The sequence below is a fragment of the Streptomyces sp. NPDC092296 genome, assembly GCF_044755465.1.
Classification (GTDB): Bacteria; Actinomycetota; Actinomycetes; order Streptomycetales; family Streptomycetaceae; genus Peterkaempfera.
Genome location: NZ_JBIVRB010000006.1, coordinates 234106 through 258090, shown reverse-complemented (window position 1 = coordinate 258090; position 23985 = coordinate 234106). Strand labels below are relative to the sequence as shown.

At 72.0% G+C, this 23985-nt stretch carries 15 protein-coding genes and 3 pseudogenes; 7 read left to right on the top strand and 11 right to left on the bottom strand.

What is annotated here, in order from left to right:
- Window position 1 precedes the first annotated feature (1 nt).
- The 6 genes and pseudogenes from ACIQGZ_RS17815 to ACIQGZ_RS17790 form a co-directional block, all read right to left on the bottom strand.
- A complete protein-coding gene (locus ACIQGZ_RS17815) occupies window positions 2-862 on the bottom strand; it encodes an ABC transporter permease subunit (RefSeq protein WP_402602799.1) in 861 nt (286 codons plus the stop codon).
- On the bottom strand, window positions 847-1809 hold the full coding sequence (locus tag ACIQGZ_RS17810) for an ABC transporter permease (RefSeq protein ID WP_402602798.1): 963 nt from the start codon (window positions 1807-1809) through the stop codon (window positions 847-849). Before ACIQGZ_RS17810 ends, ACIQGZ_RS17815 begins: the two co-directional genes overlap by 16 nt.
- A complete protein-coding gene (locus tag ACIQGZ_RS17805) occupies window positions 1806-3392 on the bottom strand; it encodes an ABC transporter substrate-binding protein (RefSeq protein WP_402602796.1) in 1587 nt (528 codons plus the stop codon). Before ACIQGZ_RS17805 ends, ACIQGZ_RS17810 begins: the two co-directional genes overlap by 4 nt.
- 171 nt (window positions 3393-3563) lie before the next feature.
- Window positions 3564-3704 (bottom strand): annotated as a pseudogene (locus tag ACIQGZ_RS17800) (ferredoxin); the annotation flags it as partial.
- A 1060-nt stretch (window positions 3705-4764) separates the two neighbouring features.
- On the bottom strand, window positions 4765-5223 hold the full coding sequence (locus ACIQGZ_RS17795; RefSeq protein ID WP_402602795.1) for a hypothetical protein: 459 nt from the start codon (window positions 5221-5223) through the stop codon (window positions 4765-4767).
- A 207-nt stretch (window positions 5224-5430) separates the two neighbouring features.
- Window positions 5431-6357 carry a zinc-binding alcohol dehydrogenase family protein gene (locus tag ACIQGZ_RS17790; protein ID WP_402602794.1) on the bottom strand — a complete coding sequence of 309 codons (927 nt, stop codon included), beginning with the start codon at window positions 6355-6357 and terminating at the stop codon, window positions 5431-5433.
- A gap of 86 nt (window positions 6358-6443) precedes the next feature.
- Between ACIQGZ_RS17790 and ACIQGZ_RS17785 the strand changes: the two genes are divergently transcribed.
- Complete coding sequence (locus ACIQGZ_RS17785; protein WP_402602792.1) at window positions 6444-6899, top strand: MarR family winged helix-turn-helix transcriptional regulator; 456 nt, start codon at window positions 6444-6446, stop codon at window positions 6897-6899.
- A 136-nt stretch (window positions 6900-7035) separates the two neighbouring features.
- Here the strand turns inward: ACIQGZ_RS17785 and ACIQGZ_RS17780 are convergent, their stop codons facing one another.
- From ACIQGZ_RS17780 to ACIQGZ_RS17765, 4 genes are all read right to left on the bottom strand, one after another.
- Window positions 7036-7251 (bottom strand): hypothetical protein, encoded by a 216-nt coding sequence (locus ACIQGZ_RS17780; protein WP_402602790.1) that lies wholly within the window; start codon window positions 7249-7251, stop codon window positions 7036-7038.
- A 339-nt stretch (window positions 7252-7590) separates the two neighbouring features.
- Window positions 7591-8922, bottom strand: coding sequence for an RNA polymerase sigma factor (locus ACIQGZ_RS17775; protein ID WP_402602789.1), 1332 nt, complete (start codon window positions 8920-8922; stop codon window positions 7591-7593).
- Complete coding sequence (locus ACIQGZ_RS17770) at window positions 8895-9314, bottom strand: YciI family protein (protein ID WP_402602787.1); 420 nt, start codon at window positions 9312-9314, stop codon at window positions 8895-8897. The genes ACIQGZ_RS17775 and ACIQGZ_RS17770 overlap by 28 nt, the downstream gene beginning before the upstream one ends.
- 205 nt (window positions 9315-9519) lie before the next feature.
- Window positions 9520-10485, bottom strand: coding sequence for an FAD-dependent oxidoreductase (locus ACIQGZ_RS17765; RefSeq protein WP_402602785.1), 966 nt, complete (start codon window positions 10483-10485; stop codon window positions 9520-9522).
- Between the two features lie 125 nt (window positions 10486-10610).
- On the opposite strand from ACIQGZ_RS17765, the gene ACIQGZ_RS17760 reads away from it, so the two are divergent.
- The 5 genes and pseudogenes from ACIQGZ_RS17760 (at window position 10611) to ACIQGZ_RS17740 (ending at window position 15010) form a co-directional block, all read left to right on the top strand.
- The gene (locus ACIQGZ_RS17760; protein WP_402602784.1) at window positions 10611-11498 is read left to right on the top strand and encodes a LysR family transcriptional regulator; all 888 of its coding nucleotides are present in this window, start codon (window positions 10611-10613) and stop codon (window positions 11496-11498) included.
- 199 nt (window positions 11499-11697) lie between these two features.
- Window positions 11698-12474, top strand: a complete 777-nt coding sequence (locus tag ACIQGZ_RS17755) for a methyltransferase domain-containing protein (RefSeq protein ID WP_402602782.1) — start codon at window positions 11698-11700, stop codon at window positions 12472-12474.
- A gap of 590 nt (window positions 12475-13064) precedes the next feature.
- A pseudogene (locus ACIQGZ_RS17750) lies at window positions 13065-13406 on the top strand (discoidin domain-containing protein); the annotation flags it as partial.
- 15 nt (window positions 13407-13421) lie between these two features.
- Window positions 13422-14279, top strand: a complete 858-nt coding sequence (locus ACIQGZ_RS17745; RefSeq protein ID WP_402602826.1) for a DUF1996 domain-containing protein — start codon at window positions 13422-13424, stop codon at window positions 14277-14279.
- Between the two features lie 104 nt (window positions 14280-14383).
- Window positions 14384-15010 (top strand): DUF305 domain-containing protein, encoded by a 627-nt coding sequence (locus tag ACIQGZ_RS17740; protein WP_402602780.1) that lies wholly within the window; start codon window positions 14384-14386, stop codon window positions 15008-15010.
- Between the two features lie 515 nt (window positions 15011-15525).
- Here ACIQGZ_RS17740 and ACIQGZ_RS17735 read toward each other — a convergent pair.
- Window positions 15526-15969, bottom strand: a pseudogene (locus ACIQGZ_RS17735) (transposase); the annotation flags it as partial.
- A gap of 510 nt (window positions 15970-16479) precedes the next feature.
- Between ACIQGZ_RS17735 and ACIQGZ_RS17730 the strand changes: the two are divergent.
- Window positions 16480-23460, top strand: a complete 6981-nt coding sequence (locus tag ACIQGZ_RS17730; RefSeq protein ID WP_402602778.1) for a LamG-like jellyroll fold domain-containing protein — start codon at window positions 16480-16482, stop codon at window positions 23458-23460.
- The last annotated feature ends 525 nt before the right edge of the window (window positions 23461-23985 follow it).

Below are 23985 nucleotides of genomic sequence, written 5' to 3'. Positions count from 1 at the left end.
GTCATGCGGCACCCCGCCCCACCGCGTCCGCCAGCCGTCCGGCCAGCAGGCCCACACCGACGGACAGCAGCACCAGCAGCAGCGCCGGAGTGAGGAACGGCGCGGCGGCCAGTGTCGCCCCGGGAACGTTCTCGCTCACCATACGGCCCCAGTCCGGCGCCGCCCCTCCCTGACCGAGACCGAGGAAGCCCGCGGTCGCGGTGAGGTGCAGGGAGGCGACCAGCCGCAGCGCGGTGTCCATCAGGGCCGGCCCGGCGATGTTGGGCAGCACGTCGTGGCGCAGTACGGCCCGCCGGGTGTCGCCCCGGGCCAGGGCGGCCTCGACGTATCCGCTGCGCAGGACCGTGTCCGCCGCGGCACGCAGCACCCGGGTCGAAAAGGGCGCGGTGGCCAGGGCGACGGCTGCCAGGAGGGCCACGCCACTGCCGGGGAATCCGGCGGCCAGGACGAGGACGACCAGGAGGGCGGGGAGGACGGCAAGGGCGTCCACGCAGCGGACCAGCAGGTCGCCGAGCTTGCGGGACACCATGGCCGCCAGGACACCGGCGGCCATCCCTACGGCTCCGGCCGCCGCCGTCCCCGCCAGCGCGGTGAGCACGATGGTGCGGCCGCCGCTGAGCACCCGGCTCACCACGTCCCGGCCCAGGACGTCGGTGCCGAGGAGGAAGTGGCCGTCCGGCTGCTGGAAGGGCGCCGCGAGTTGCGCGGTGGGGCTGTGCGGCGCGGCCAGCGGTCCCAGCAGGGCGAGCAGGAGGACGAGCAGGGTGCCCGCACCGGTGAGGAGCGGCGGCCGGCGGCGACCGGCCGGGCCGGGACGGGCCGGGCGCGTCCGCCTTGGCGGTGGGGTCAGGGCCGTCGCCATCGGCCGTCCTCCTCCCGTGCACCCAGCAGGCGGGCGCAGAGGTCACCCAGCAGCAGCACCGCGAGCATCACCGCGACGAGAGCGGTGGCGATGCCCTGCACCATCGGTACGTCCCGTGCCGCGACGGCCAGTTGCAGCTCCCGGCCGATGCCCGGGTAGTCGAAGACGTTCTCCACCACGACCGCCGAGCCGACCAGCGCTCCGGTGGTGAGGGTGAGCGCCTGAACGGCGGGTCCGGCGGCGTTGGGCAGGATGTGACGGACCGCGAGCCGCACGCCGCGTACACCGTTGAGCCGTGCGGCCTCGCAGTAGGGGGTGGCCGCCGTGTCCGCGACGGAGACCCGCAGCAGCCTGGTGGCCACCGCGAGACCGACCGTGCTGAGCGTCAGCACGGGCAGGATCAGCGCGCGCGGGGCGTCCAGCGGCGTACCTCCCAGGGGGATGACGCAGACGCGTGGAAGGACCTCCAGCCACACCGCCAGTACGGCGACGAGCAGCGCGGCGGTGACGAACTCGGGTACGGCGGCGAGGATCTGGGCCGCAGTCGAGACCAGGCGGTCGGCACCGCCCCCGCGCAGCCCGGTCCACAGACCGAGCAGCGCGGCGAGCGGCGCGGTGACCGCGAGGGTCAGTCCGGCAAGCAGCAGGCTGTTGGGCAGGCGGGTGGCGAGGACCTCGGTGACCGGCCGCTCCCCCACGAAGCCGTGGCCCAGGTCCCCCCGGACCGCCCGGACCGCCCAGTCCGCGTACCTCTCGGCGGCCGGGCGGTCCAGCCCGAGTCCGGCTCGGACCTCGGCGCGCTGCGCCTCGGACGCGTCCACCCCGGCGACCGCGCTGACGGCGTCTCCCGGGAGGACCGCCGTGGCCGCGAAGATCGCGGCCGACAGCAGCACCAGCAGGACGGCCGCCGCCGCGAGGCGACGGCCGACGAACACGACCAGGCTCACGCCAGCGACGCCTGGGAGAAGCCGGGGAACTGCTCGAAGAGGTCGTCGGGTATCCCGCTGACCCCCTTGGCCTGGGCGTTCAGGTTCGGCTTGAAGACCGGCAGCACCTGGTTGCCGTCCTCCCAGCGCGTGCGCTGCGCCTGCGTGCCCAGCTTCTTGGCCTCGGCCTTGTCCCTCTCGGCGCGGGCCTTGGCGACAAGGGCGTCGGTCCCGGCCTCCTTCCAGCCGAACGCCGACGGCGATCCGCCCGCCGTGCTCATCTGGTAGGTCGACAGCGCCGGAATGGGCATCTGGTACGAACCGGCCAGCGGCAGCGCCGCGTACGCGGGGAAGTCGGCGTACAGCTGTCCTGCGGGCAGTTCGCGGACCGAAGCCCGGACGCCGACCTTCTTGAGGTCCTCGACGAAGAGGGCGGCCATCTCCACCATGCCCGGCGTCTCGGGGCCGGTCGTCAGCGTCACCTTCATCCCGTCGGCCCCGGCCGCCTTGAGGAGCGCACGGGCCCGCTCCGGGTCGTGGGCGCGCTGGGGCAGGCTCTCCGCGTAGTCGGGAAAGCCAAGGGAGGGCAGGTCGTTGCCGACATCGGCATTGCCGTAGAACACCGTCTTCACCATGGCCTCCCGGTCGACCGCGACCTTGAACGCCTCCCTCACCCGCGGGTCGTCGAAGGGCTTGGCGCTCATGTTCATCTGGAAGGAGAGGCCGACGAGGTAGGGGCTCTTCGTGGGGACGAGTTCGACCTTCCCGTTGCGGTCCAGCGTGCGCGCGGTCACGGGTGAGAGGTCATGGGCAAAGTCGATCTCACCGCTGGTGAGCGCGCCCGCCCTGGCGGTCGAGTCCGCGATCGACCGCAGCTCCAGGCCGTCCAGCCGGGGCACGTGGCCGTAGTGGTCGTCGTAGCGCTCGAACGCCGATCCCTGGCCGGCCGTGAACTCGGTCAGCCGGAAGGGGCCACAACTGGGCATGCCCTTCCGGAAGTTCCTGGTTCCGTCCTTGACGACGAGGAAGTTGCCCTGGCAGAGGATCATCCGGCCGTCGGCGATGGGCCGCAGGGTGGGCAGTACGACCCTCAGGTCACCGTCGGCCTTGGCGTGCGCGAGGTCGAAGTTGGCGGCGGCGAGACGGTACACGGGCAGTGTGCTCTGCGCCGCGAGGACGCTGAGCGAGTGCAGGACGTCGGCGGAGGTCAGTTCGGAACCGTCGGTGAAGCGGACGCCGGGTCGCAGGTGCAGCGTGTAGGTCGACAGGTCGTCGGAGATGCCGATGTCCTTGAGCACGCCGTAGCGCACCCCGTCGGGCCCGCTGGGGTCCAGGTTGCCCAGGGTGCCGTGCCAGGCCCGAGCGCGCACGAGATCCAGTGCCGAAGGGCCGTTGAAGAAGTCGAGCGTCTCGGAGGCGCCGCCGCCGACGAAGGCTGCCCGCAGCACGCCGCCCGAGCGGGGCGAGGAGCCCGCTCCCGACTTCCGGTCGGCGCCGGGCTCGTCGGTGGAGCATGCCGCCAGCAGGCCGGGGCCCACCGCCAGAGCCGCTGCTCCCGCCGCGCCGCGGCGGAGGAAGGCACGGCGATCGAACTGTCTGGACATACTTCTCCTTGACGTTGTGCTGAGCTGAGCTGAGCTGAACGAGTGCCGGGAGAGATCCGCGGCACGTGGAGTGCGGCCGAACCACGGCAGGTGGCCGGCGGCGACGGGCGCGGGTACGGACGGGTGTACCGGCCCCGACGCAACTGGCCGGCCACCGGCCCGCCGCAGGGTCAGAGCGCCGGACGGGCAGGCCCACACGGCGTCATGTGCGGCATCCGACCGGGACGCCGGCGGCCTCTCGTCGACGGGCACGAGCCCGTCCTCTTCGTCCTGGTCGAAGACGGTCGGCGGGCCGAACACACACGGTCCCGCCCCCGCGCACCATCCCGCCGCGCGCCGATCTTCCCGACACGGACGCCCGGCCTGCCCAGTTCACGAGGCTCCTCCTCCGGCGCCGCACACACAGCCGCCCGTGCGGCAGTCCGACACTATCGATAATGACTTCCATATTCAATAATCTGCGCCATCCGCTCCCCGGATGCCTGCTCGGCAACCGGACAGGAGGAGGCCGCCCAGCCACACCCCCACGGAGCGGACCAGGAGTGAGTGACACTGGCGAGTGGGCACGCTGCGAACCCTCCCCGGCCGCCGCGGTGCTGGGAACGTGCGGCCTGCCCACCTCCACGAACCGGGCCCGGCACACGGGCCCCGGTGAGCCCCGCAACGTCGCGCCGGCGCGGACGCGCCGCGACTCCTTGCCGATCGCGTGCGGTTGCGGCTGGGCGCCGGACGGTGCATCGCGTACGGGTGGGGTGCTCCGCGTCGTACGCGGCGAAGAGGCCTGGAACCACCGGTCGATCTCCTCCAACTGCGCCACCACGCGGCCCAGGAGCAGGTCCGGGCGATCGGAGAGGCCGGCGTCGGCCGCCGGGCGGCGCATGCGGCGTGTGCGCAGCCGGGCGGTGCGCAGGAGGAAGGAACTGCGCTCCGCGTCCAGCTCCCGGCCGGCGGCGAAGCGGTCCCGCAGGTTGACGGCGACGCAGCCGCCCTCCTCGGATACGCGATACAGGTCCATCGGGAGGATGCCTGCCAGCCCTTCGGCGTGCCGGCAGACGTCCCCCAGCACCTGGGAGCGCGTCTGCCGGGCGCGCGCCGGGTCGGCTCCTCACGCCCCTCGCTGGGTCAGACCGCCCCGCTCACCAACGTCGACCTCGGCCCACGCTGTGCACTGCGGCCCCGGTCAGGTCGAAGTCTCTGGCGACCTGACCGACCGAGCGGCCACCGCGTCGGCGCGGCTCAACGGTCTCGCCCTCGAACTCAGGCGTTGAACGAGCGGCGAGGACGCGGCTTTCTCTTCCCCATGCGCTCCATGACAGACATCTTCCTTCCGGGACCGAGGCCCCTGACCTCAGGTGTCCGTCAAAAGTGCCGATCATCCCGTCCAGGGGGTCATGAAGCGCTCATGAGGGCCGAACGCGAGCCGTCGTACGGTGGAGCGCAGCCCGTCCGCGCCGACGACCCGGGCGAAGGACTCGTGGCAGCGCGTGCCGCAGAAGGCATTCTCCGGCGGCGCCACCACCGCGCTGTCGCCTTCGACGATCTCCAGGGGCGCGGTGGCCAAGCGCACCTCCATGCCGTCCTCGCCGTGGCGTCGACCGGCCGTCCTGTTCCAGGGCGCGGCTTCCATGTCGTCGCGGACCATCGCCGTCGGCCGGCCGGGCTGACCGAGCCGGCGGTGGCCCCGACGGTTCAGCGCCCACGTGGTTCCCCGCTCGCGGTTGCGGGTGTGCAGGTCATCGAGGCCCAAGCCGGCAGCCGCGCTCCTGCCCTCGGGCATCAGGTCGATGAAGCAGCCACCGGTGCGGCGACGGGGTGCCCGCTCGGTGATCACGGGGGCCATCCGGCTTCGCGCAGTCCGATGGCCGTCGGACCTGCCCGCGATGCCGAGGCCCGCGACCAACGCACGCTCCCGCATGGTCACTCCTGGGCTCCGGCCGGCCGCCTGCCGCACGGCTCTCAGGCGGCAGGCGGCCATTTCCGGGGCGGGGACCTCCGGCGCCCGCACCGGAGGCGGAGCGGGCGCCGGGGGGCAGCGGTGCTACGGGACGAAGACGAGGCGCTCGCTGGTCCGCTCGGTCCACGCCTGCGCGATCTCGGCCAGCGGTACCGCGCGGGCGTGGACGTCGAGGGCGCCCTCGGTGACCGCCTCGGCCAGCTCCGGCAGCTCCGCGATGAAGTCGCGAGGCGAGACCGAGCCGATGCCGCTGCCCAGGATCTGCAGTTGCGCCGCCCGCAGCGCCGCGGAGGGGACAGGAGCGGTCGCACCGGCGAGGGACCCGATCTGGATCCAGGTCAGCGGGGCGGAGCGGTCAGCGCGGGCGGTGAGCATCGGGAGCATGGCACCGGCGGCAGGCTCGCCCCACACGAAGTCGAGGACGACGTCGACGTCGGCCGCGACCCCGACCTCGTCGAAGGTGATCGTCCGGTCCGCGCCGAGGGCCTCCAGCGCCTTGAAACGGGTGGTGTCACGGCCCACGGCGATGACCTGCGCGGCGCCGAACCGCTTGGCGATCTGGATCGCCATGCCTCCGGCGCTGCCGGTGGCACCGAGGATGAGCACGCGCTGGCCTTCGCGGAAGGCGATGCGCCGGCGCAGCGCCACCCAGGAGGACATGCCCGGATTCATCGCGGCGGCGATGCGGACCGGGTCGATGCCGTCCGGCAGGAGCACGCTGCGGCGGACGTCGATCACGGTCCGCTCCGCGAACGTGCCGAGATTCGTGTCGTCCAGGGCCGCGTAGCGAAGGCGTCCCGAGCCATCGCGCACGACACCGTCGACGCCGGGCACGAGCGGGAAGCCGCCGGTGCTGGAGTAGTGCGTACCGTTCGCCTTCGCCCGGGTCAGGTGGTGCAGGCCCGCCGCGAGGACCTCCACGACCATGTCGTGCTCGCCGGTGGCGACCGGATCGGGGTGCTCGCCGTAGGCCGGCGGAGCGTCGAACGAGGTGATGACCGCAGCATGCATGAGGGACTCCCACTCGGGTTCGTTTGTATTGCCAAGCGAATCCAGAGTCATTGGTAAAGCAAACAATGTCAAGTAGAGTGGTGCGCATGACCACCGACGACTCCACGGACGCCCTGATCGACGGACTCGTCCGCAGCGCGTTCCAGATCATGGGCGTACTCACCCGCATCGGCGCCGAGCACGACCTGTCCCTCACCCAGCTACGGGTCCTCGGCATCCTCCGGGACCGGCGCCCCCGCATGAGTGACCTGGCGGCCTTCCTCGGCCTGGACAAGTCGACCCTCTCCGGCCTCATCGACCGCGCCGAACGACGAGGGCTCCTGGCGCGCGCCGCCAACCCGGACGACAAGCGGGTCGTCGACGTCCTCATCACCGACGCGGGCCGCGCACTCACCGAACAGCTCTACCAGCAGTCCCGGGACGCCCTGGCTCCAGCAACAGGCCGACTCGACGCGGCACAGCGCCGACAGCTCACCCAGCTACTCGAACCCGTCCTGACCCCGCCCCTGCCGTTCACACCACGCCCCACCAGCCGACGCTGAGCGCCCTTCACGGCGCCCGCAGGAGTCACCCTCCCGCCCGAACGTGATACCGCTGGCTACGGTTCCCGCCGCCGCCCCTCGAACCACAGCACCATGCACCCAACAGCCCCGTCCGGCGCAGCTCCCGGGCAACTCTTCAGCGCTGCCGGTGTTCTGCACATCGGACGTCGGCAACCCACCGCAGCGGCTCGGGTGTGCCCGGGTCATCACCGACGAGGGTGCCCAGTTCGCGCAACAGCATCGACTTGCCGCTGTTGTCGGGTCCGATGAACACCGTCATCCCGTCCGACGGCGCCTGGACCACCGTCCCCTCGATGAGCCGTATCTCACCGACACCGAAGGAAGCGCCCACGACCCACCCCCACGGTCGGCCCGGCGCCGTTGCCGGGGTGGGCGACACCGCCACCCAAGGGGAGGGCCGACCCGGCAGTGCGGGGGATCTGCGATCGAGCTTCCGCCGGACGCCCAGAAGCGGACCGCACTGACCCGGCGTCACTGCGCAGCATCAGCTGGAGGCGCCGGCCTGCCGCTGCGCGGTGGTGTCAGGGTGATCAGCTCCTGGGGGCGGTCAGCCGTGGGGAGCAGGACGGGCGCGGGGCCGACGGCGTCGGCGGGGGCGCCGGGGGTGCGGGGGCCGGTCAGGCGCAGCACGCGGGCGGCGAGGACGGTGCTGCGGGCGGCGGCCGGGGCGTCACTCCGCCCCGGCCGCCTTGCGCAGCAGTACGGACCGCTCACGGGCGTTGCGGCACAGCCGGGCGGCGAGCTCCCACTCGGCCCGAGCCTCGGTGGTCCGGCCGAGCCGGGCCAGCAGCTCGCCGCGCACGCTCGGGAGCAGGTACGACCCCGACAGGCGGCCGGAGGCGGCCAAGTCGTCGACCATGGACAGCGCCCGCTGCGGACCGCTCGCCATGGCGACGGCCACGGCCCGGTTGAGCTCGACGACGGGCGAGGGAGCCACCCGGCCGAGCGCCTCGTAGAGGAGGACGACACGCTCCCAGTCGGTCTCCCGTACCGAGGGCGCCGCCGCGTGGCAGGCCGCGATCGCCGCTTGCAGGCCGTACGGTCCCAGGCCGCGCCCGACGGCCGCGGCCCGGCCCAGCGCGGCCAGGCCCCGGCGGATCGCCGACCGGTCCCACAGGCGCCGGTCCTGGTCCTCCAGGAGCACCGCCTCCCCGTCGGGACCGGTACGGGCCGCAAATCGCGCGGCGGTGAGCTCGCACAGCGCGAGCAGCCCGTACACCTCCGGCTCACCGGGCAGCAGGGCGGCCAGCATCCGTACCAGCCGGAGAGCCTCGTGGGCGAGATCGGGGCGCAGCAGGCGGTCGCCGCTCGTCGCCGTCGAACCCTCCGTGAAGATCACGTACAGCACGCTCAGGACAGCGGCGAGCCGCTCGCGCCGCTCTTCGGAGGGCGGCAGCTCGAACGGGACGCGCGCCGCGGCGAGCGTCTTCTTCGCCCGGGTGATCCGGGCCTGCACGGTCGGCGTGGGGATCAGGAACGCCCGCGCGACCTCCTCGCTGGACAGGCCGCCCACCACACGCAGGGTGAGTGCCACCCTGGCCTCGGGCGAGAGCACCGGATGGCAGGCCGTGAACATCAGGGCGAGGATGTCGTCGTCGACCCGGTCGGGGTCCCACGGCAGGTCGTCCGCCCGCCCGGACGCGGCCCCCGCGCCTGGGCTGAACTCGCCCTCCGCCAGCCCGCCCGCGAGTACGGCGTACCGCTCGCCCAGCGCCGACCTGCGGCGGAAACCGTCGATGGCCCGCCGCCGCGCGGCCGTCAGCAGCCAGCCCACCGGACTGGCCGGCGCACCGTCGCGCGACCAGGTGACCAGTGCCTCCGCCAGCGCCTCCTGCGCGACGTCCTCGGCGAGGGCGAAGTCCCCGGTGTAGCGGGCCAGCGCACCGACGATCCGCGCCGACTCGATCCGCCAGACCGCCTCGACGGCCCGCCGCGCCGACTCGGCGACCGGCGGGCCGTCAGCGGCCCCCGGCGTCAGAGCTGGCCGGTCTGCTCGCGCCACGCCCGCTCCTTGATGATCCACTCGTTGTCCTGGGGGAACTCCTCGATACCCGGCACCCGGCGGACCTCGCACTTCGAACCGGCGACTGCCGGGAGACGCCTGGCCCACTCGACCGCCTCCTCCCTCGAAGCCACGTCGATCACGTAGAAACCACCGAACAGTTCCTTCGTCTCACCGTAAGGGCCGTCGGTGACCACCGGCGTCTCACCACTGAAATCGACCACCACGCCCTGCGACGGGTCGTCCAGGCCCTCGGCGGCGACCAGCACGCCCGCCCGGATCAGCTCCTCGTTGAACCGGCCCACCGTCTCGAGCATCTCCTCGAACGGCGTCTCCATCATCTTCGCGACGGACTCGTCCGTGCCTCGCATGATCAACATGTACTTCGCCATCATCGCTCTCCTTCACAACAGGCCGCTTCCCGACCCGCTCCACCCTAGGTCGAACAGCACGCCCGCAGATCGACACAACAGTCGGACACAGGCCACCCCTCCCCGCCGGCGCCCCGCACCCACGCAGCCCCACACCACCATCCGAACCGATGAGTGTGAACCGCAGCACGCCGGCCCGGAGTCCCACAGGGGGTCGGCCGTCCCCTCAGTTCGCGGTAGGGGCGAGCAAGGCGGCGGCGGTGTCGGCGCAACCCCAGCAGAGGGTCACTCCGGCGCCACCGTGACCGTAATTGTGGACGAGCCGGGTACCGGGCAGGGTGCGGGTGTCGGCTTCGAGACGGATGCCGCCCCGGCGTGCCGGGCGCAGGCCGACGGGGTGGCCGAGGATCTCAGCGTCGCGTAATTCGGGTGCGAGTGCCGTACAGCGGGCGAGGATGGCGCGGGCGGTCGCGGGGTCGGCGGCGGTGTCCCAGCTGCCCTCGTCGAAGGTACCGCCCAGGACGACATCGGTGCTGCGGGGGTGGATGTAGGTGTATCCGGCGGGGTCGTCCTGGACGCGCAGGGAGGTGTGCAGGCCCGGGTTGCGTACCAGGAGGAGCTGTCCGCGCACCGGCTGGAGCGCCCCGTCGCCGCAGAGCTGCCGGGCGCCGAGCCCGCTGGCGTTGACGACGGCGGGTGCCCAGGCGCGGGCTTCGCGGAGGGAGTTGATCCGCTGCTGGACGAGTTCGCCTCCGGCGTCCAGGAACCGGCCGACCAGCCAGGGCAGGTACACCGGCATCTCCACCGTCGGGACGGTGAACTCCCAGCCGCTCGCGTAGGCGGGTGCCGGCTCGGCCGGCTCCAGCCGGCGCATGTCCGGGACTGCGGCTCCCCACCAGGGCGCGGGCCCCGCCTCCTGCCGGTGCGACAGCATGCGGGTGAGGCGCATCGACACGCCGGGAACCTCGTCGGCCGCCTGGCGGGCGAGTTCGGCGAAGGTGCGCGCGGACCACGCCGCCACCCGGTCGCCCCCGTCGAATCCGGCCGGGTACCACACGGCCGCGGCCACGGCGGAGGTGGTCGACAGGGGCTCGTCGGCGGTCACCACGATGACCCGAAGTCCTTCTTCCTGAAGGCGCAGAGCAGAGGTGAGTCCGATGACCCCGGCTCCGATCACCACGACATCCAGCATGAACTCCTCCTTCTCCCACGCCACGTGCGGGCGTCGAAATGGCTGTCTCCAGGGAAGCCGGTCGGGCCAGGAGGCGTCTAAGACCTGTTGTTCCGTCAGCGATAAGCGCGACTTATCATCGCCGGATGGACCTTCGTCGGATGCGCTACTTCGCCATGCTCGCCGAAGAGTTGAACTTCACCCGGGCCGCCGAACGACTGCGCATCGCACAGCCCGCGCTCAGCCAGCAGATCAAGGCCCTGGAACGGCAGCTCGGCACCCGGCTGATCGAACGCGACAGCAAGGGCTGCGCGCTCACCCCGACCGGGACCGTGGTGGCCGAGGAGGCCAAGCAGGTACTGGAGCAGGTGGCGGCGGCCGACGAGCGGATCGCGGCCGTGATCCAGGGGCGGCAGGGGCGCCTCAGGCTGGCCTACACCCGCTCCGCCCGCGGCGGCGCCGCCGACGCCCTGGTCACCGCCTTCCGTGACCGCTACCCCGAGGTGGCCCTCAGCCTGCAGACCGGCTGGACGACCCACAACGTCACCGAGCTCCTCGCGGGGCGGCTGGACGCGGCCTTCGTCCGGCCGCCGCTCGACGTTCCGGGACTGGCCTGCCGCATCCTGGCCGAGGAGGAACTCCTGCTGGCCGTCCCGGCCGACCACCCACTCGCCCGCGACCGCGCCCGGGTCAGCCGACGCCGCATCAGCGAGGAGCCGGTCGTGCTGTGGCCGCGCGAGAACGGCCCCGGCATGTACGACTTGATCACCGGTCAGCTCTGGCCCGACCACCCGCCCCGCATCGTGCGCCAGGAACCCGACGACGAGCAACTGCTGCTCGCCGTCGCGGCCGGCTACGGCATCGCCCCGATCCCCGAGGGCCGAGCCCGCGCCTTCCGCACACCCGGCATCCGCTTACGCAGGCTCTCGGCCCCCACCCCCACCGTCACCCTGGGCCTGGCCCACCACCCCCGGACCGCGTCAGCGGTCGTGCGGCTCCTCCTCGCCATGACCGCTCCGGAGAGCCCGTCGTGACCCGGTACGGCTCCCGCCAGGTCGGCTGCGGCAGCGCAGGCGGCTTCACCGCGGTGGAGCGCTGGAACCCCCAGGGGCAGGTGCCCCGGATGCCGGCCCTTGGGTCGGCTGCGGCTTGTCCACACAGGTTCACCGGCTCGGTTGGCACGTCTAGCGTGCTCCCATGAACGCTCACAGTGTTGCTCACGGTTTCACGTCGGTGGACACGCAGCCCCGGCCCGCTGAGTGGGTTCAGGTCCTGGACCGGCTGAGTGCGGAGCCGTTCTACGCCGCTTACAAGCAGCGGTTGCAAGAGCTCCTGCGTGCCGAGCCCGGCGAGCTGTTCCTTGAGGTCGGAGCGGGTACCGGGGACGCTGCCATGGCCCTGCGCTCGCGCAGTGGGGCCGAGGTCGTCGCGGTCGACAGCTCACTGACGATGATCGCGCAGGCACGGGACCGAGGACTGCCACGCGTTGCCGTCGCCGACGGGCACCGGCTGCCGTTCGCGGCGGGTCAGTTCGACGGCGCCTGGGCCGACCGGGTCCTGCAGCACGTCGTCGAACCGACCCGGGCGCTGGACGAGCTGCTGCGGGTGGTCCGCCCCGGCGGCCGGGTCGCCTTGGCAGACCCGGACTACGACACCCAGGTACTCGACATCGACGACCAGGGGCTCGCCCGCCGGGTGCTGCGCTTCAGGGCCGACGTGGGCCTGCGTAACGGCTCGCTGGCCCACCGGCACGCCGGACTACTCGCGGCCCGCGGCATCCACGACATCGTGGTGGAAGCCCGAACCCTGGTCGTGCGCGACCCGTCGGCGGCCGACAATGTCATGGGCCTGCGCACCTGGGCGCACACAGCCGCAGCCCGGGGCTGCCTCGACCCCGTGGACGCGGACCGCTTCGTGGCCCAATTCGACGACGCCGTACGCGCAGGTCGCTTCAGCTACGCCGTCACGTTCTTCCTCACGGCGGGCACGCTGCCCTTGTCGGACCGATAGCCAGCGGGTGAGGGCGGCATGCCGCGCTTCAGGCCACGGTGGGCGGCCGGTGAGCATGCGGCGGCCGATGAGCGTGGCGGCCGGTGAGGTACGCGGCACGGGCGGCCTGGGCATACAGCAACCCCCGGTGGTCCTCTCCCGGCTCCCGGGGTCTCAGTCGCCGCTTGAGGCTCCCCGGTCTCGGGATACCCCACTGGGGGCCTGGCCAGAGCCAAGGTTCGGGTCACGCGGTCCGGCGAACGTCTTGGCCGAAAAGGTGCGGCTCGCTCCGGTTGTCTGGTGTGTCTCCCAGCCTGCTCCCGGTGTGCTGTGAGTCAAGGACAGCCCGGAAACCGCCGGCGGCCGGCGGCCGACTGTGGAGGCAGCCCCGCCGATAGAGCGCTCTCAGCAGCTTGCGCGCCACCACTTGACGGGATCATGGCGATCCCTTTACCGTCCGTTGAAGAGAGCGCTCTCAGCCTGTGGTACCAAGCCCTTCCCCCACCCGAAGGAGAGCTGTGATCACCCCATTCCGCGCACGCCACCGCGGCTCAGCACGGCGGTGGCGCAACCGGCTGGCCGGCCTCGCCGTGGCCGGTCTCACCGCATCTATGCTGTACGGCACCTCGGCACCGGCGCAGGCTGTCCCCAGCCTGGTCTCGCAGGGCCGCAGCGTCTCGGTCTCCTCGACGGAGCAGGCGGGCACACCCGCTGCCGCCGCCGTCGACGGAAACCTGGGCACCCGCTGGTCCAGCGCCCCCGGCGACGGCCAGTGGATACAGGTCGACCTCGGCACCAGCACCACCCTCAGCAAGGTGGTGCTGAACTGGGAGACCGCCTACGCCAAGGGCTTCCAGCTCCAGACCTCCGACAACGGCAGCTCCTGGACGACCATCCGGACTGTCACCGACGGCACCGGCGGCAACCAGACCGTGGACATCTCCGGCAGCGGGCGCTACCTGCGGCTGCTGGCCACCCAGCGGGCCACCCAGTGGGGCATCTCGCTCTGGGAGTTCCAGGTCTTCGGTGAGCGGACCGGAGCACCCCCGGTGGTGGTGCCGCCGGGTGCCGTACGGGTGGCGGAGTTCCTCGCCGAGTGTCCCTTCACCCACCGGCTGCCGGACGACCCGATCATCTTCCCGAGCCTGCCCGGCGCCTCGCATATGCACAGCTTCTTCGGCAACACCTCGACCAATGCGATGACCAACCTGGGCGACCTGGAGAAGGGCTCCAGCACCTGCGACCCGGTGATCGACCTGTCGTCGTACTGGGTGCCGACGCTCTATGTCGACGACCAGCCCGTCGAGCCGACCGGCACCACCTTCTACTACCTGGGCGAGGGCGTCCGCGACGATGTGATCGCCCAGATCCAGCCCTTCCCCAAGGGACTGCGGGTGGTCGCCGGCAACGCCAAGGCGACCGGGCCGGACGACCGGACCATCTCCCGCTGGTCCTGCCTGCACGCCAACGAGGCGGGGGCGTCCCATGACTTCGTCCGCTGCCCGGCGGGCACCATGCTGGAGTCGTACCTGGACTTCCCGCAGTGCTGGAACGGCCGTGACCTGGACTCGCCAGACCACCAGAGCCACATGGCCTACCCGGTGAACGGCGCCTGCCCGGCCACCCACCCGGTCCCGGTGCCCAAGCTGCGCCAGGTGCTGCGGTACCCGGTCAACGGCGACCCGTCGCGGTTCCGCCTGGCCTCCGGTCCCGGCTACACCATGCACGGCGACTTCTTCAACGCGTGGCCGACCGACGAACTGGAGCGGCGGGTGCGCAACTGCATCAACCCGATCATCAAGTGCGGGGCCAACGGCAACCCGTGACCCCGGCGGCGCCCAGCGCCCCGGCGGGGCGGGAACCGGCACCCCGGTCCCGCCCCGCCTCCGGATGCACACCCGCAGGCACACCGACCCGTGAGGGGATCGACATGAAGGCCGTCGCCGCAGCCGTCCTGCTGCTCGCCGTCGCCACCGCGGGCTGCTCGGCCGCAGCCGGCAGCGGCGCTCCGGGGACCCCGGGAGCCTCACCGACCGGAACCGCCCGGACCGCCCCGGCTGCCCCGGCTGCCCCGGCTGCCCCGGCCGACTCCGCCGGGTCCGCGTCGGCCGGGCTCAGCCCCACCGACCTCGCCTGGGTCCAGCTGATGATGCCGATGGACGACCAGATCGGCGGGATGCTGGCCCAGGCCCCCGAGCGGGCCACCGACCCCGGCGTCCGCACGCTGGCCGCCCGGCTCGCCCCCGACTGCGCCGCCGAACTGGCCCGGCTGCGCAGCGTGTTCCGGCGCACCGGGCTGCCGGAGACCCATGTGCACGAGGGCCATGACATGCCCGGCATGCTCAGCCCGGCGGAGCGGGACGCCCTCCAGGCGGCGACCGGCCCGGAGTTCGACCGGCTGCTGCTGCGCCATCTGCGGGAGTACCTGGAGCAGTCCGCCCGGCTGGCCGGCTCCGAGCGGCAGGCCGGCGGCGATGCGGCGGCCCGCAAGCTGGCCGCGTCGATCGAGCAGGCCCGCCCCGCGCAGCTGGCTGCGCTGGAGCGGGCCGGGGGCTGACCCGCCGGATCGGGACGGAACCGGGGCAGGGCTTCAGCCGGGGCCGGCGCAGCCGGCGCGGTGGGGAGGTCTGCGCGGTCGGCGGCGGCGCACGGGCGGATGGTCCCGGTGTCCATACCGGGCGCGAGCCGGCTCAGCCGGGCGTCGGGGACGAGCGCGGGGGCGATCCGGGAGCGGGTGCACCCGGCGAGCATCCGCTTCTCCAGCCGGTCCACGCGCGCGACTGCGGTGGACCGGGTGGTGGCCAGGTCCCTGATCCGAACGGGCTCGGCCTTCTCGACCACCACGGCCGGCAGCAGGACGGGACGGCTGAAGACGAGGCGGGTCCGTCCGGCCCGGCGCAGCAGGCTCGCCAGGTCAGCGCGCGTGAGTCGGCTGGCCGCGCGGGACCCCGGTGCGGCGTGGCGAACAGCGAGGGCCTGCGGGCCGCTCAGTCCCCCGCGGGTGGCCGGCCAGGCGGTGGTGGCGGCTGGCCACGCCCGCGCGAGTACGGCGCGCAGGGCGTGGGCGTGTGTGATCACGCGAAGTGCCTGCGCCTCGGGGCTGCTCTCGACGACGGGCCGGCAGACCCCTCGGCGGACCAGGCCGGCGATCATCCGCGCATCGGCGCGGTCGTTCCTGGGGATGCCCATCGCGCTGCGGTGCCGGGCGGTGCCGGGCGGGTCGACGGGGACGACCGGCATCCCGGCTGCGGCAAGGGCCCGCGCGAACGGGCTGCCGGTCTCCTCGATCCCGGTGACGGTGGCCCTCCAACGGCGGGCCAGGGGCTGGAGCAGTGCCAGGTAGGCGGCGACGGGACCGGAGGGGTCGGCGTAGACGATGCGGCGCTCGGGCAGCAGGCGGCCGGCCTTGCCGAGCACTGCGACGTCGAGCCACTTGTCCGACCACTCGCAGCCCAGAAGCTCATCGAGAGCCACCCGGGCAGACGCCGAACCATCGCTGCCGGCTCCCCGAGGCATCCCGCATCCGCACCGGCTCCTCCGCCCTGATCTGGTCCCGCCCCACCGGCAGCGGGTGGCGTGCGGCGCCCGACCCGCAACCCTTGCCACCGCAAGGAGTCGCCGTGATCGACGCGGCGGTCATCTCCTCACTCCGGCACCGACGTCCGGACCACCCCTGCCACGCACACCTCCACGACCTCCTGCCGGACTACGCCAGCGCAATCCTCGGAGGGGACGATCACCAATGACCAGTCGCGTCGGCGGCGAGCGCTCGGGCTCCAACTGGAGGTGACGGCTGCCAGTACCCCGTGGTGGGGGCCGATATGCGGCGGTTCACTCGTCCGGGGAAACAGGCGTGTGGAGCGCCCTCTCATCTGATCTTCGCAGTGAGGATGGGGCATGTGGCGAGTGGGTCTCGCTCGCCTGTCATGCCATCAGGCGGGCGCACCTGCGGGCCGATGGGGCCCAGGTGTGCCGTCGTACCCGGCGGGTACTCGATCCGAGAGCGAGGCGGCGTTGTCCTCCGACATGTCCCGTACCAAGGTCTACAGCGACCGCAGGTATCTGCACTCCACGCTGGTGCGCCACGCCGGTACCACGGTGGCGCTGGCGCTGGCGGCCGACCGCCGGATCCACTACAGCGTGCTGGACCTGGACAGCACGCCCGCCGAAGCCGCGAAGGACGTGCAGGACCCGAAGGCGGAGCCGCGTCAGCTCGATGTGCTGAGCTGGGCGGACGACCCGAGCGAGCTGCGTTTCCCGAACGAGATCGCCAAGGTCGGCTTCGCCCTGCTGGGCGCCGCCCGTCTGCCCGCCGTGCGCCGCGGTACCCGGACGGAAGCACCGGCGGACGAGCTGCTGAGCCCGGCGGAGACGGACCCCTTCCTCTCCAGCACCGCCCGTCTCACCGCCGAGGCGCCCTTCCAGGCGCTCTCGGACGGCAAGTACCTCTACGTCTTCCGCCAGTCGGTGGCGGCCGACCACGAGGACGCACTGGCGCGCACCCGCGAGGGTACCTACACCGGGGACGCGGACAGCCCCGGGCTCCGGCTCGTGGACGGGCAGAAGGTCGGCCTGGCGGTCCACGCGGTCCTGTGCGACCGGTTCATCGTGGCGGGCCCCAAGCTGCTTCCGGTACCCGAGGTGCGTTACCGGCGCAGCCGGCACCGGACCATGCCGGACTCGGCCAAGGACAGCCTGGGCACCAGCGACATGGACGGACGGGACTTCCACGAGCCCACATTGGAGCTCGGCTTCCTGGGCAAGGTGACCGGCGGCCGCTTCGCGGTGGTACTGCTGCCGACCGAGGTCGGCGACCTGCGCCGCTGGCAGTTCTTCGTCGACAAGCCCGAGGCCGGGGTGATCGACGCGGTCAACGTCGAGCAGGGCAAGGACGGGCTGTTCCACACTCAGGGTTCGCGACTGTACACCAGCCCCGACGCCCGGTACCGCGACGCCGTGCTGGAGCGCTCGCCGGGCAGGTGTCCGTTCACGGGCAAGGACCTGGTGCCGGCCGAGAGCGGGGAGGGCTTCGCCGAGACCGCGCTCTCCTTCGACGGCAAGACCGGCCTGATCACGGTGGACGCCAAGGAGCCGCTGCCGCTCGGCGCCGGCCCCTACACCATGGAGCTCTGGCTGAGCCCCCAGGCATGGGGCAGCACGCTGCTGTCCGCCGCCGGCCAGGCAGGCACCACGTCCGGGCGCTGGCAACTGGAGCTGACGGCTGACGGCAAGCTGGCCGTGCAGCACGATGCGGACGGCGCGAAGACCGCGGTGACTTCCACGGTGGAGGTGCCGACGGGCGAGGGGGTCTACACCCATGTGGCCGTGGCGTACGACGGCACCAGCGCCACTCTCTATGTGAACGGAGTCCCGGGCGAGGCGGGCGCGCTCCCCCTCGGCGGGGGCGAGCGGACGCACCTGACGGTCGGCGCCCAGGAGGCCGGCGGCAAGGCCGCGGACTGCTATCGCGGGGTGATCGATGAGATCCGGATCTGGGACCGGGCCCGTACGGCGGCGGAGCTGGCCGAGGACCGCTCGTACCGGCTGATCGGTGACGAGCCGGGCCTGACCGGCTACTACCGCTTCGACGCGGGCTCGGGCAGTCGGGTGCTCGATGCCACCGCCCGAGCGGCGCACGGTGCGATGAGGGCAGGGGTGAGCTGGGTGACCTCCCAGGCGCCGATCGGTGACCACCCGGGGATGCGGCGGGAGAGTTTCACCGTCTCCGGCCGCACCGTCGCCTCCGGACTGTCCGCTCTGCTCTACCACCAGCAGGAGGACGTACCCGCCGGACACACCCAGCAGCCCGCCCCGGCGAAGAAGCAGGCCCGGGTGCTGGTGGCGTGGGCGTCAGCGAAGGAGGGCGAGCCGGCGCCCAAGGTCGCCACTCTGGATCTCGCCGTGGCCCGGGACGGCCGGCTCGCGCAGCTCCCGGACGTCCTCACCCTGGACGAACTGGGAACTACCGCGAAGGCGGTGGACGCGCAGCAGGTCAACGCCCTGACGGCCGAAGTCGCCGCGCTGAGGAAGAAGGCGGGGCAGGCCAGGGCCAGAGTGAACCAGGTCAAGAAAGACGTGGAGGGCTATGACGAACTGCTGCAAAAGGCCAGGAGAGTCCACAAGGCCCACACCGCAGAGGTGATGGAGGAGGCACGGGCGAAGAAGGTCGACCCTGTCGTCGACGGCGCTCGTATCCTGATCCGTTTCTCCTCCGCGGGGGACGAGGACGGCACCAAGCGGGGCAACTTGGCGCCAGCGCTGCCGGCTCCCGAGGGCAGGCGGTTGCTGACCTTCGTCTCCGGAGTGACCGACGAGACGGCCCAGTGGCAGTTCGTGCCGTCTGGCAACACGGCGGACGGCCCCATCACCGGCAAGCTGAAGCATGTGGGCAGCCAGCAATGGCTCAGGGTGTACCGCTGGTACGAGGACGTGCCGCCCATGGAACTGGGCCAGGAGTGTGATGACGCCCCCATCACCCTTGAGAAGAACGGGACCAGTTATGCGCTGTTCTGGCGCGGCTCCAAGGTCTGCGCCAGGCCGGAGAAGAAGGAGGGCGAATCGGTCTTGGTGACGTCCTGTCCCAGCGCAGGGCTGCTCACCGTCATCAAGGCGGTACCTGCTGTCGACCTCGCCGCGAAGGCGAAGAAGACCCTCAGCGAGCTGAACGCACTGAACGAGCGCCTGCTTGCCGCCCAGGCGGTGAAGGAGCGCAGGGGCACCACCTGGACCGGCTACGTCAAAGCCCAGCGCAGGCTGCAGGCCAAGGAGGCCGAACTCGGGGAAGCCACCGGCGGCACTCTGGGCCGCAGCACGCTCAGCCTGACGATGCCGCACCTGGGCCGCGACAGGTCCGGTCTGGGCCGGGCGGGCTGCCTGCTCGGCTTCGCCACCACCCGGGACACGCCGTGTCTGCTGGACAGCGGCTCGGGCCAGGTAGGGCTCTACTTCCGGGACATGGGCGGCAGGTTCACCGCCGCTTACTACGACACCTCGGTGGGCCGCGCGGTCAAGCAGTTGGCGGCGGGCGACAACGTCAAGCTGCTGCTGACAGCCGGTGACCCGGGCACCGACCTGGCCCGGGTGACGGCCACGGTCGAGGCCACCGGCAGCCCCCGAAGGTGCAAGCTCACCCTGACCGAGACCGCCGCCGACGGCACTGTGACCGACCAGGAGGTCTGGGACCTGCTGCCGCGTGACGTGGGCCGGGCCGCCGACGCACTCAACGGCGTACGGGAGACGCCGCAGGTCGTCGGCGAGGTCAAGTCTCTGGAGGGCGGCACGCTGACGCTGCACGCCGGGGCCGTACGGGCGCTGGCGGCAGGTGCGCTGCTGCTGGTCGGCGAGCAGCCGTACCTGGTGACCAAGGCCGTGAAGGCCGGGGCCACCGAGATCACCGTCGGGTCCGGTCCCAAGGACGCTCCGGAGGCAGTCGGCCGTGAAGTCGCGACGGTGCACCACTCGCCCCGGTTGGTGACGGTCAGCCGGGCAGGGGCGACCAGGGCCTTCGGCTCCCGACTGGTCGAGGCCGAGCCCACCGGCCGTACCGGCACCCTTGCGGACGGCACCGCGACCGACCTGGCGGACGTCAAGCCCAACCACTGGTGGGGTGACACCCCGGGCCGGGCCTGGGAGTTCGAGGACGGAGCCGAGCCGCTGGATCTCCCGTACAGTCGGTTGGCGGGGGCCGCCGCAGCGGACGACCTGACCATGGAGGCGTGGGTCAAGCCGGCCGCGACCACCGACCTGGCCCGGATCATTGATTTCTTCTCGGAGAAGGACAGCAGGTACGCGCTGGCGCTCGGGAAGAGCACCGACGGTCGGCGGCCGGTGCTGGCCTTGGTGGGCAACCAGTCGGTGACCACCGAGGAGACGGTGCCGGACGGTGTCTGGACGCATCTCGCCGCCTGCTTCGAGCAGTCCTGGGCACTGCGCTTGGCCGGGCGTTCCTCAGCGGTGGCCGAGCACAGTGACGCGCTCAACCTCACGGGGGACTGCACCGTCGAGATGCACGTCCAGGTCGACAGCCTCACGGGCTACCAGGGGCTGATCTCCAAGGGCCGGCTGAAGGGCGGCCGGGAGCACGGCGTGCCCTTCCAGCTCGGGGTGGACGAGAGCGGCCACCTGGTGCATTCCGTCGAGCTCGCCGACGGCACGGTGCGCACCCACGTCTCCACCGGCACCCTCACCGCGGGCGAGGCGCACCGCATCGCGGTGATCCGCAAGGCGGGCCAGCAACTCGTGGAGAGCAAGGGCAAGAAAACCATCACGTACACCGAGGACGGCAAACCGGTCAGCCGCGAGGTGGACGTGATCGACTCGATGCTGCTGGACAAGTGGTACGACATCGCGTTCTCCATCGACGGCAAGGCGGCCGGCGAGCTGCGCGACCACGACCTGGTGCCGGCCAAGTCCAGCGGCCCGCTGGAGCTGGGCTGCGGCTGGTCTGGGGCCGACCCGCAGCACCTGACCGGCACGGTGAGCGAAGTGCGGTTGTGGAACCTGGCCCTCGACAAGGCCCGTCTCGGCAGCGGTGCGCGCGGTGACGAGGGCCTGGTCGCGCACTGGCGGTTCGAGGAGAACGGCGGTAACACCGCGGCCGACGAGACGGGCTCGCACACTCTGCGCCTGCACGGCGCGACCTGGACCAAGAACCCCGACCCGCTCGGCTCCACCTTCCGCGTCTACCTCAACGGCCGCCCGGTCGTGGTGAAGCCGAGTACAGACCCATCGGGTCTGCTCCGGCGGGGCGGCGCCTGGCTGCTCTGCCTGGGCGGCCGGTTCGGGTGGCGCGACGCAGCCAGGCAGGCCCCTTACCAGATGTACCGGGGCGAGCTGGAGGAGGTGCGCATCTGGCGTACCGTCCGGACGGAGGAGAACATCCTGGACAACCTCTTCGGACGCCTGCGCGGCGAACGGGAGGACCTGATCGCCGCGTACTCCTTCGACGACGCCTCCACTGAGGCCGACTCCAGGCAGATCACCGACAGCGGCCCTCGCGGCCTGCACCTGAAACTCCCCAAGGACGCCGCCAAGCGCCCCACCCCCGTGCTGTCCACCGCGCCCGTCTCCGGAGACGCGGCCGAGGTGCAGCCGGTCTTCGTCAAGACCCCCAGCCCGTACCTGGCCACCATCCAGGGCGCTCCCGCCGTGGCCGAGTACGCCGACCTGCAGCGCGACCACTACGGGCGCAGCAGCGGCGCGCTGAAGCGGGTGTACGGCTACGTGAGGGACGGTGCCTGGCATCTGGTCACCGGGTACAAGGTGGGTGACCTGGTCTCGGAGTGGGTCGCGCAGGTGCAGTTCGACCCGCAGATCACCGGCTACATCGAGGGTGCGCCGCCGGTGCCCTCGGAGAACCTGATCGCCACCAAGAGCCCCAAGCTGTTCAGCTACATCGACGCCACCAAGGTGGAGTTCGAGCGGGCCGACAGCGTGGTCAACACGCTCTCCTCCAGCCGCGAGCGCAGCGTCACGGCCGCGCTGGAGCTGGCGGTGGGCAACGAAGCCTCCGCCGACTCGCTGCTGATCAGCGCACCCCTCGGCTTCGGCATCGCCAAGCCGATCGTGGAGGGCGGCTTCGACTGGGGCGTGCGGGCAACGACGGAGTTCGCCAACGCCTGGGGCAATGAGACCGAGGTGTCCCAGGGCCGGCAGACCGGCCGGCTGACGGCCGTCGGCCTGTCCGGCGGCTGGGAAACACCGGACGCGGACAAGCAGCTCAATGCGGACAACGGGCGCCGCTTCGTGCCCTCCAACACCGGCTACGCCCTGGTGCAGTCCGAGACGGCCGATGTCTTCGCGCTGCGGCTCGCGCACAACCGGGCGCTGGTCTGCTACCGGATGCTGCCCAACCCCGACATCCCCCGCGACTGGAACCTCATCCCCTTCCCGATCAACCCCCGCTACACCAAGCAGGGCAGCCTCGACGGCTCGGTCGGCCAGGACGAACACGGCAACCGCGTGATGGAGGAGGAATACCAGGGCCTGACCACGGGCGGGGAGCTGAGCTACTTCAAACCCCGCGAAGCCTATGCGCTCAAGCGGCGCATCATCGAGGACCAGCAGCGCCTGCAGACCTTCTATGACGCCGTCTCCACCGAAACCCACCAGGCCGACCCCACCACCGAGCGGGCCCGGCAGATCCTCTCCGGCGTCATCGGTCCGATCAGGGACCCGGCCCAGCTGGACGGAAAGACGAAGCCGGCCGACGCACAGGCCAAACGCAGCCTGGTCAACACCTACGTCTGGTCAGCCGACGGCGGCTTCTTCGCCGAGACCACCGAGACCATGGACTCCGTCACCGAAGTCACCACCGGCAGCTACCAGCTCTCCGGCTCACTCTCCGGCTCGGTGGGCAGCGGAGTGAAGATCTTCGGCGTCGGCGCCAACGTCCAGTTCGACGCCTCCGTCGGCGGCGGCATCGCGGTGACCCGCACCCGCGGCAAGGAATCGACCCGCTCCTTCAGCCTCAACATCACCTGCGACGTACCCGGCGACCTGCAGAAGTACGACGCCAACGGGGACCCGGTCTACGACAAGGAAGGCGCGGCGGTCGAGGTCCCGGGCCGCGTCGACGCCTACCGGTTCATGACCTTCTACCTCGACGCCGACACCCAGAACTTCGAAGACTTCTACGGCAAAGTCGTCGACCCCCTCTGGCTCGGCGGCGACAGCGCCCACGCCGCCGCACTGCGCCAAGCCCAGCAGTCCGACAGACGGCCACCGTGCTGGCGGGTACTGCACCGCGTCACCTACATCAGCCGCACACTCGCTGACAACCCCGGTCAAGGAGCCTCGGCCCTGGACAAATCGATGGCCAAGGAGGACATCTCCAGCAACTACGAACTCATCCGCCGGATCGACCCCTACGTCCGCGACCACACCGCCGACCGCGGTGACCTGGCCACCTCCGTCAAGGAAGCACTCGCCACCCAGCTCCCCGGCCTCCTGCCGCACACCGAGCAGGTCACGGACTACCTCGCCCTGTATTACGGGCTCGACCAGTGACCGCCCTTGTCACCTGAGGCCACCGAGGCCGTAGGCGGCGCCGCCCGGAGGCTCCGGGCGGCGCCGTCATCATCCTCACCTGAGCCGTCACCGGTGCGGCGAGCCGATGACATTCGGTGACCACGGATTGCCAACCAACCAGCTGTACGTTTGACAACTACGCAGCACCACGTCCGTCGGACCAGCAACAACCCGCGTCGCTGTCTGCCGACAAGGCTGCGTGGTCACACCGGCCGGAAACGGCCCGGCCGGCACCTCCTCCACCGTCGGATCGGCGGCGGTCGCCGCGCCGCGTCCAGGGGAGCCGCAGCGCGCCGGGCACGCCGGTGGCTTCCCACTCGCCGGTGGCGGGGTCGCGTTCGAACTCCCGCCCCAGGCGGGTGTGCTGGCGGGTGTGCAGGCGGCCGATGTGGCGGTAGAGGTCCTGTCCGCCGCTGTCGAAAGCCCTCCAGCTGCCGTCTGGGCAGGGCAGCAGGTGGCGAGGGTGATGTGGGGTGTGCAGGTGGGGGATCGCCGGGCCGCCCC

Excerpts from the sequence above, each read along its gene's own strand:
- ACIQGZ_RS17815 (WP_402602799.1), bottom strand. The coding sequence starts at position 862 with ATGGCGACGGCCCTGACCCCACCGCCAAGGCGGACGCGCCCGGCCCGT.
- ACIQGZ_RS17765 (WP_402602785.1), bottom strand. The coding sequence starts at position 10,485 with ATGCTGGATGTCGTGGTGATCGGAGCCGGGGTCATCGGACTCACCTCT.
- ACIQGZ_RS17730 (WP_402602778.1), top strand. The coding sequence starts at position 16,480 with ATGTCCCGTACCAAGGTCTACAGCGACCGCAGGTATCTGCACTCCACG.
- ACIQGZ_RS17760 (WP_402602784.1), top strand. The coding sequence starts at position 10,611 with ATGGACCTTCGTCGGATGCGCTACTTCGCCATGCTCGCCGAAGAGTTG.
- ACIQGZ_RS17740 (WP_402602780.1), top strand. The coding sequence starts at position 14,384 with ATGAAGGCCGTCGCCGCAGCCGTCCTGCTGCTCGCCGTCGCCACCGCG.
- ACIQGZ_RS17785 (WP_402602792.1), top strand. The coding sequence starts at position 6,444 with ATGACCACCGACGACTCCACGGACGCCCTGATCGACGGACTCGTCCGC.
- ACIQGZ_RS17805 (WP_402602796.1), bottom strand. The coding sequence starts at position 3,392 with ATGTCCAGACAGTTCGATCGCCGTGCCTTCCTCCGCCGCGGCGCGGCG.
- ACIQGZ_RS17770 (WP_402602787.1), bottom strand. The coding sequence starts at position 9,314 with ATGGCGAAGTACATGTTGATCATGCGAGGCACGGACGAGTCCGTCGCG.
- ACIQGZ_RS17790 (WP_402602794.1), bottom strand. The coding sequence starts at position 6,357 with ATGCATGCTGCGGTCATCACCTCGTTCGACGCTCCGCCGGCCTACGGC.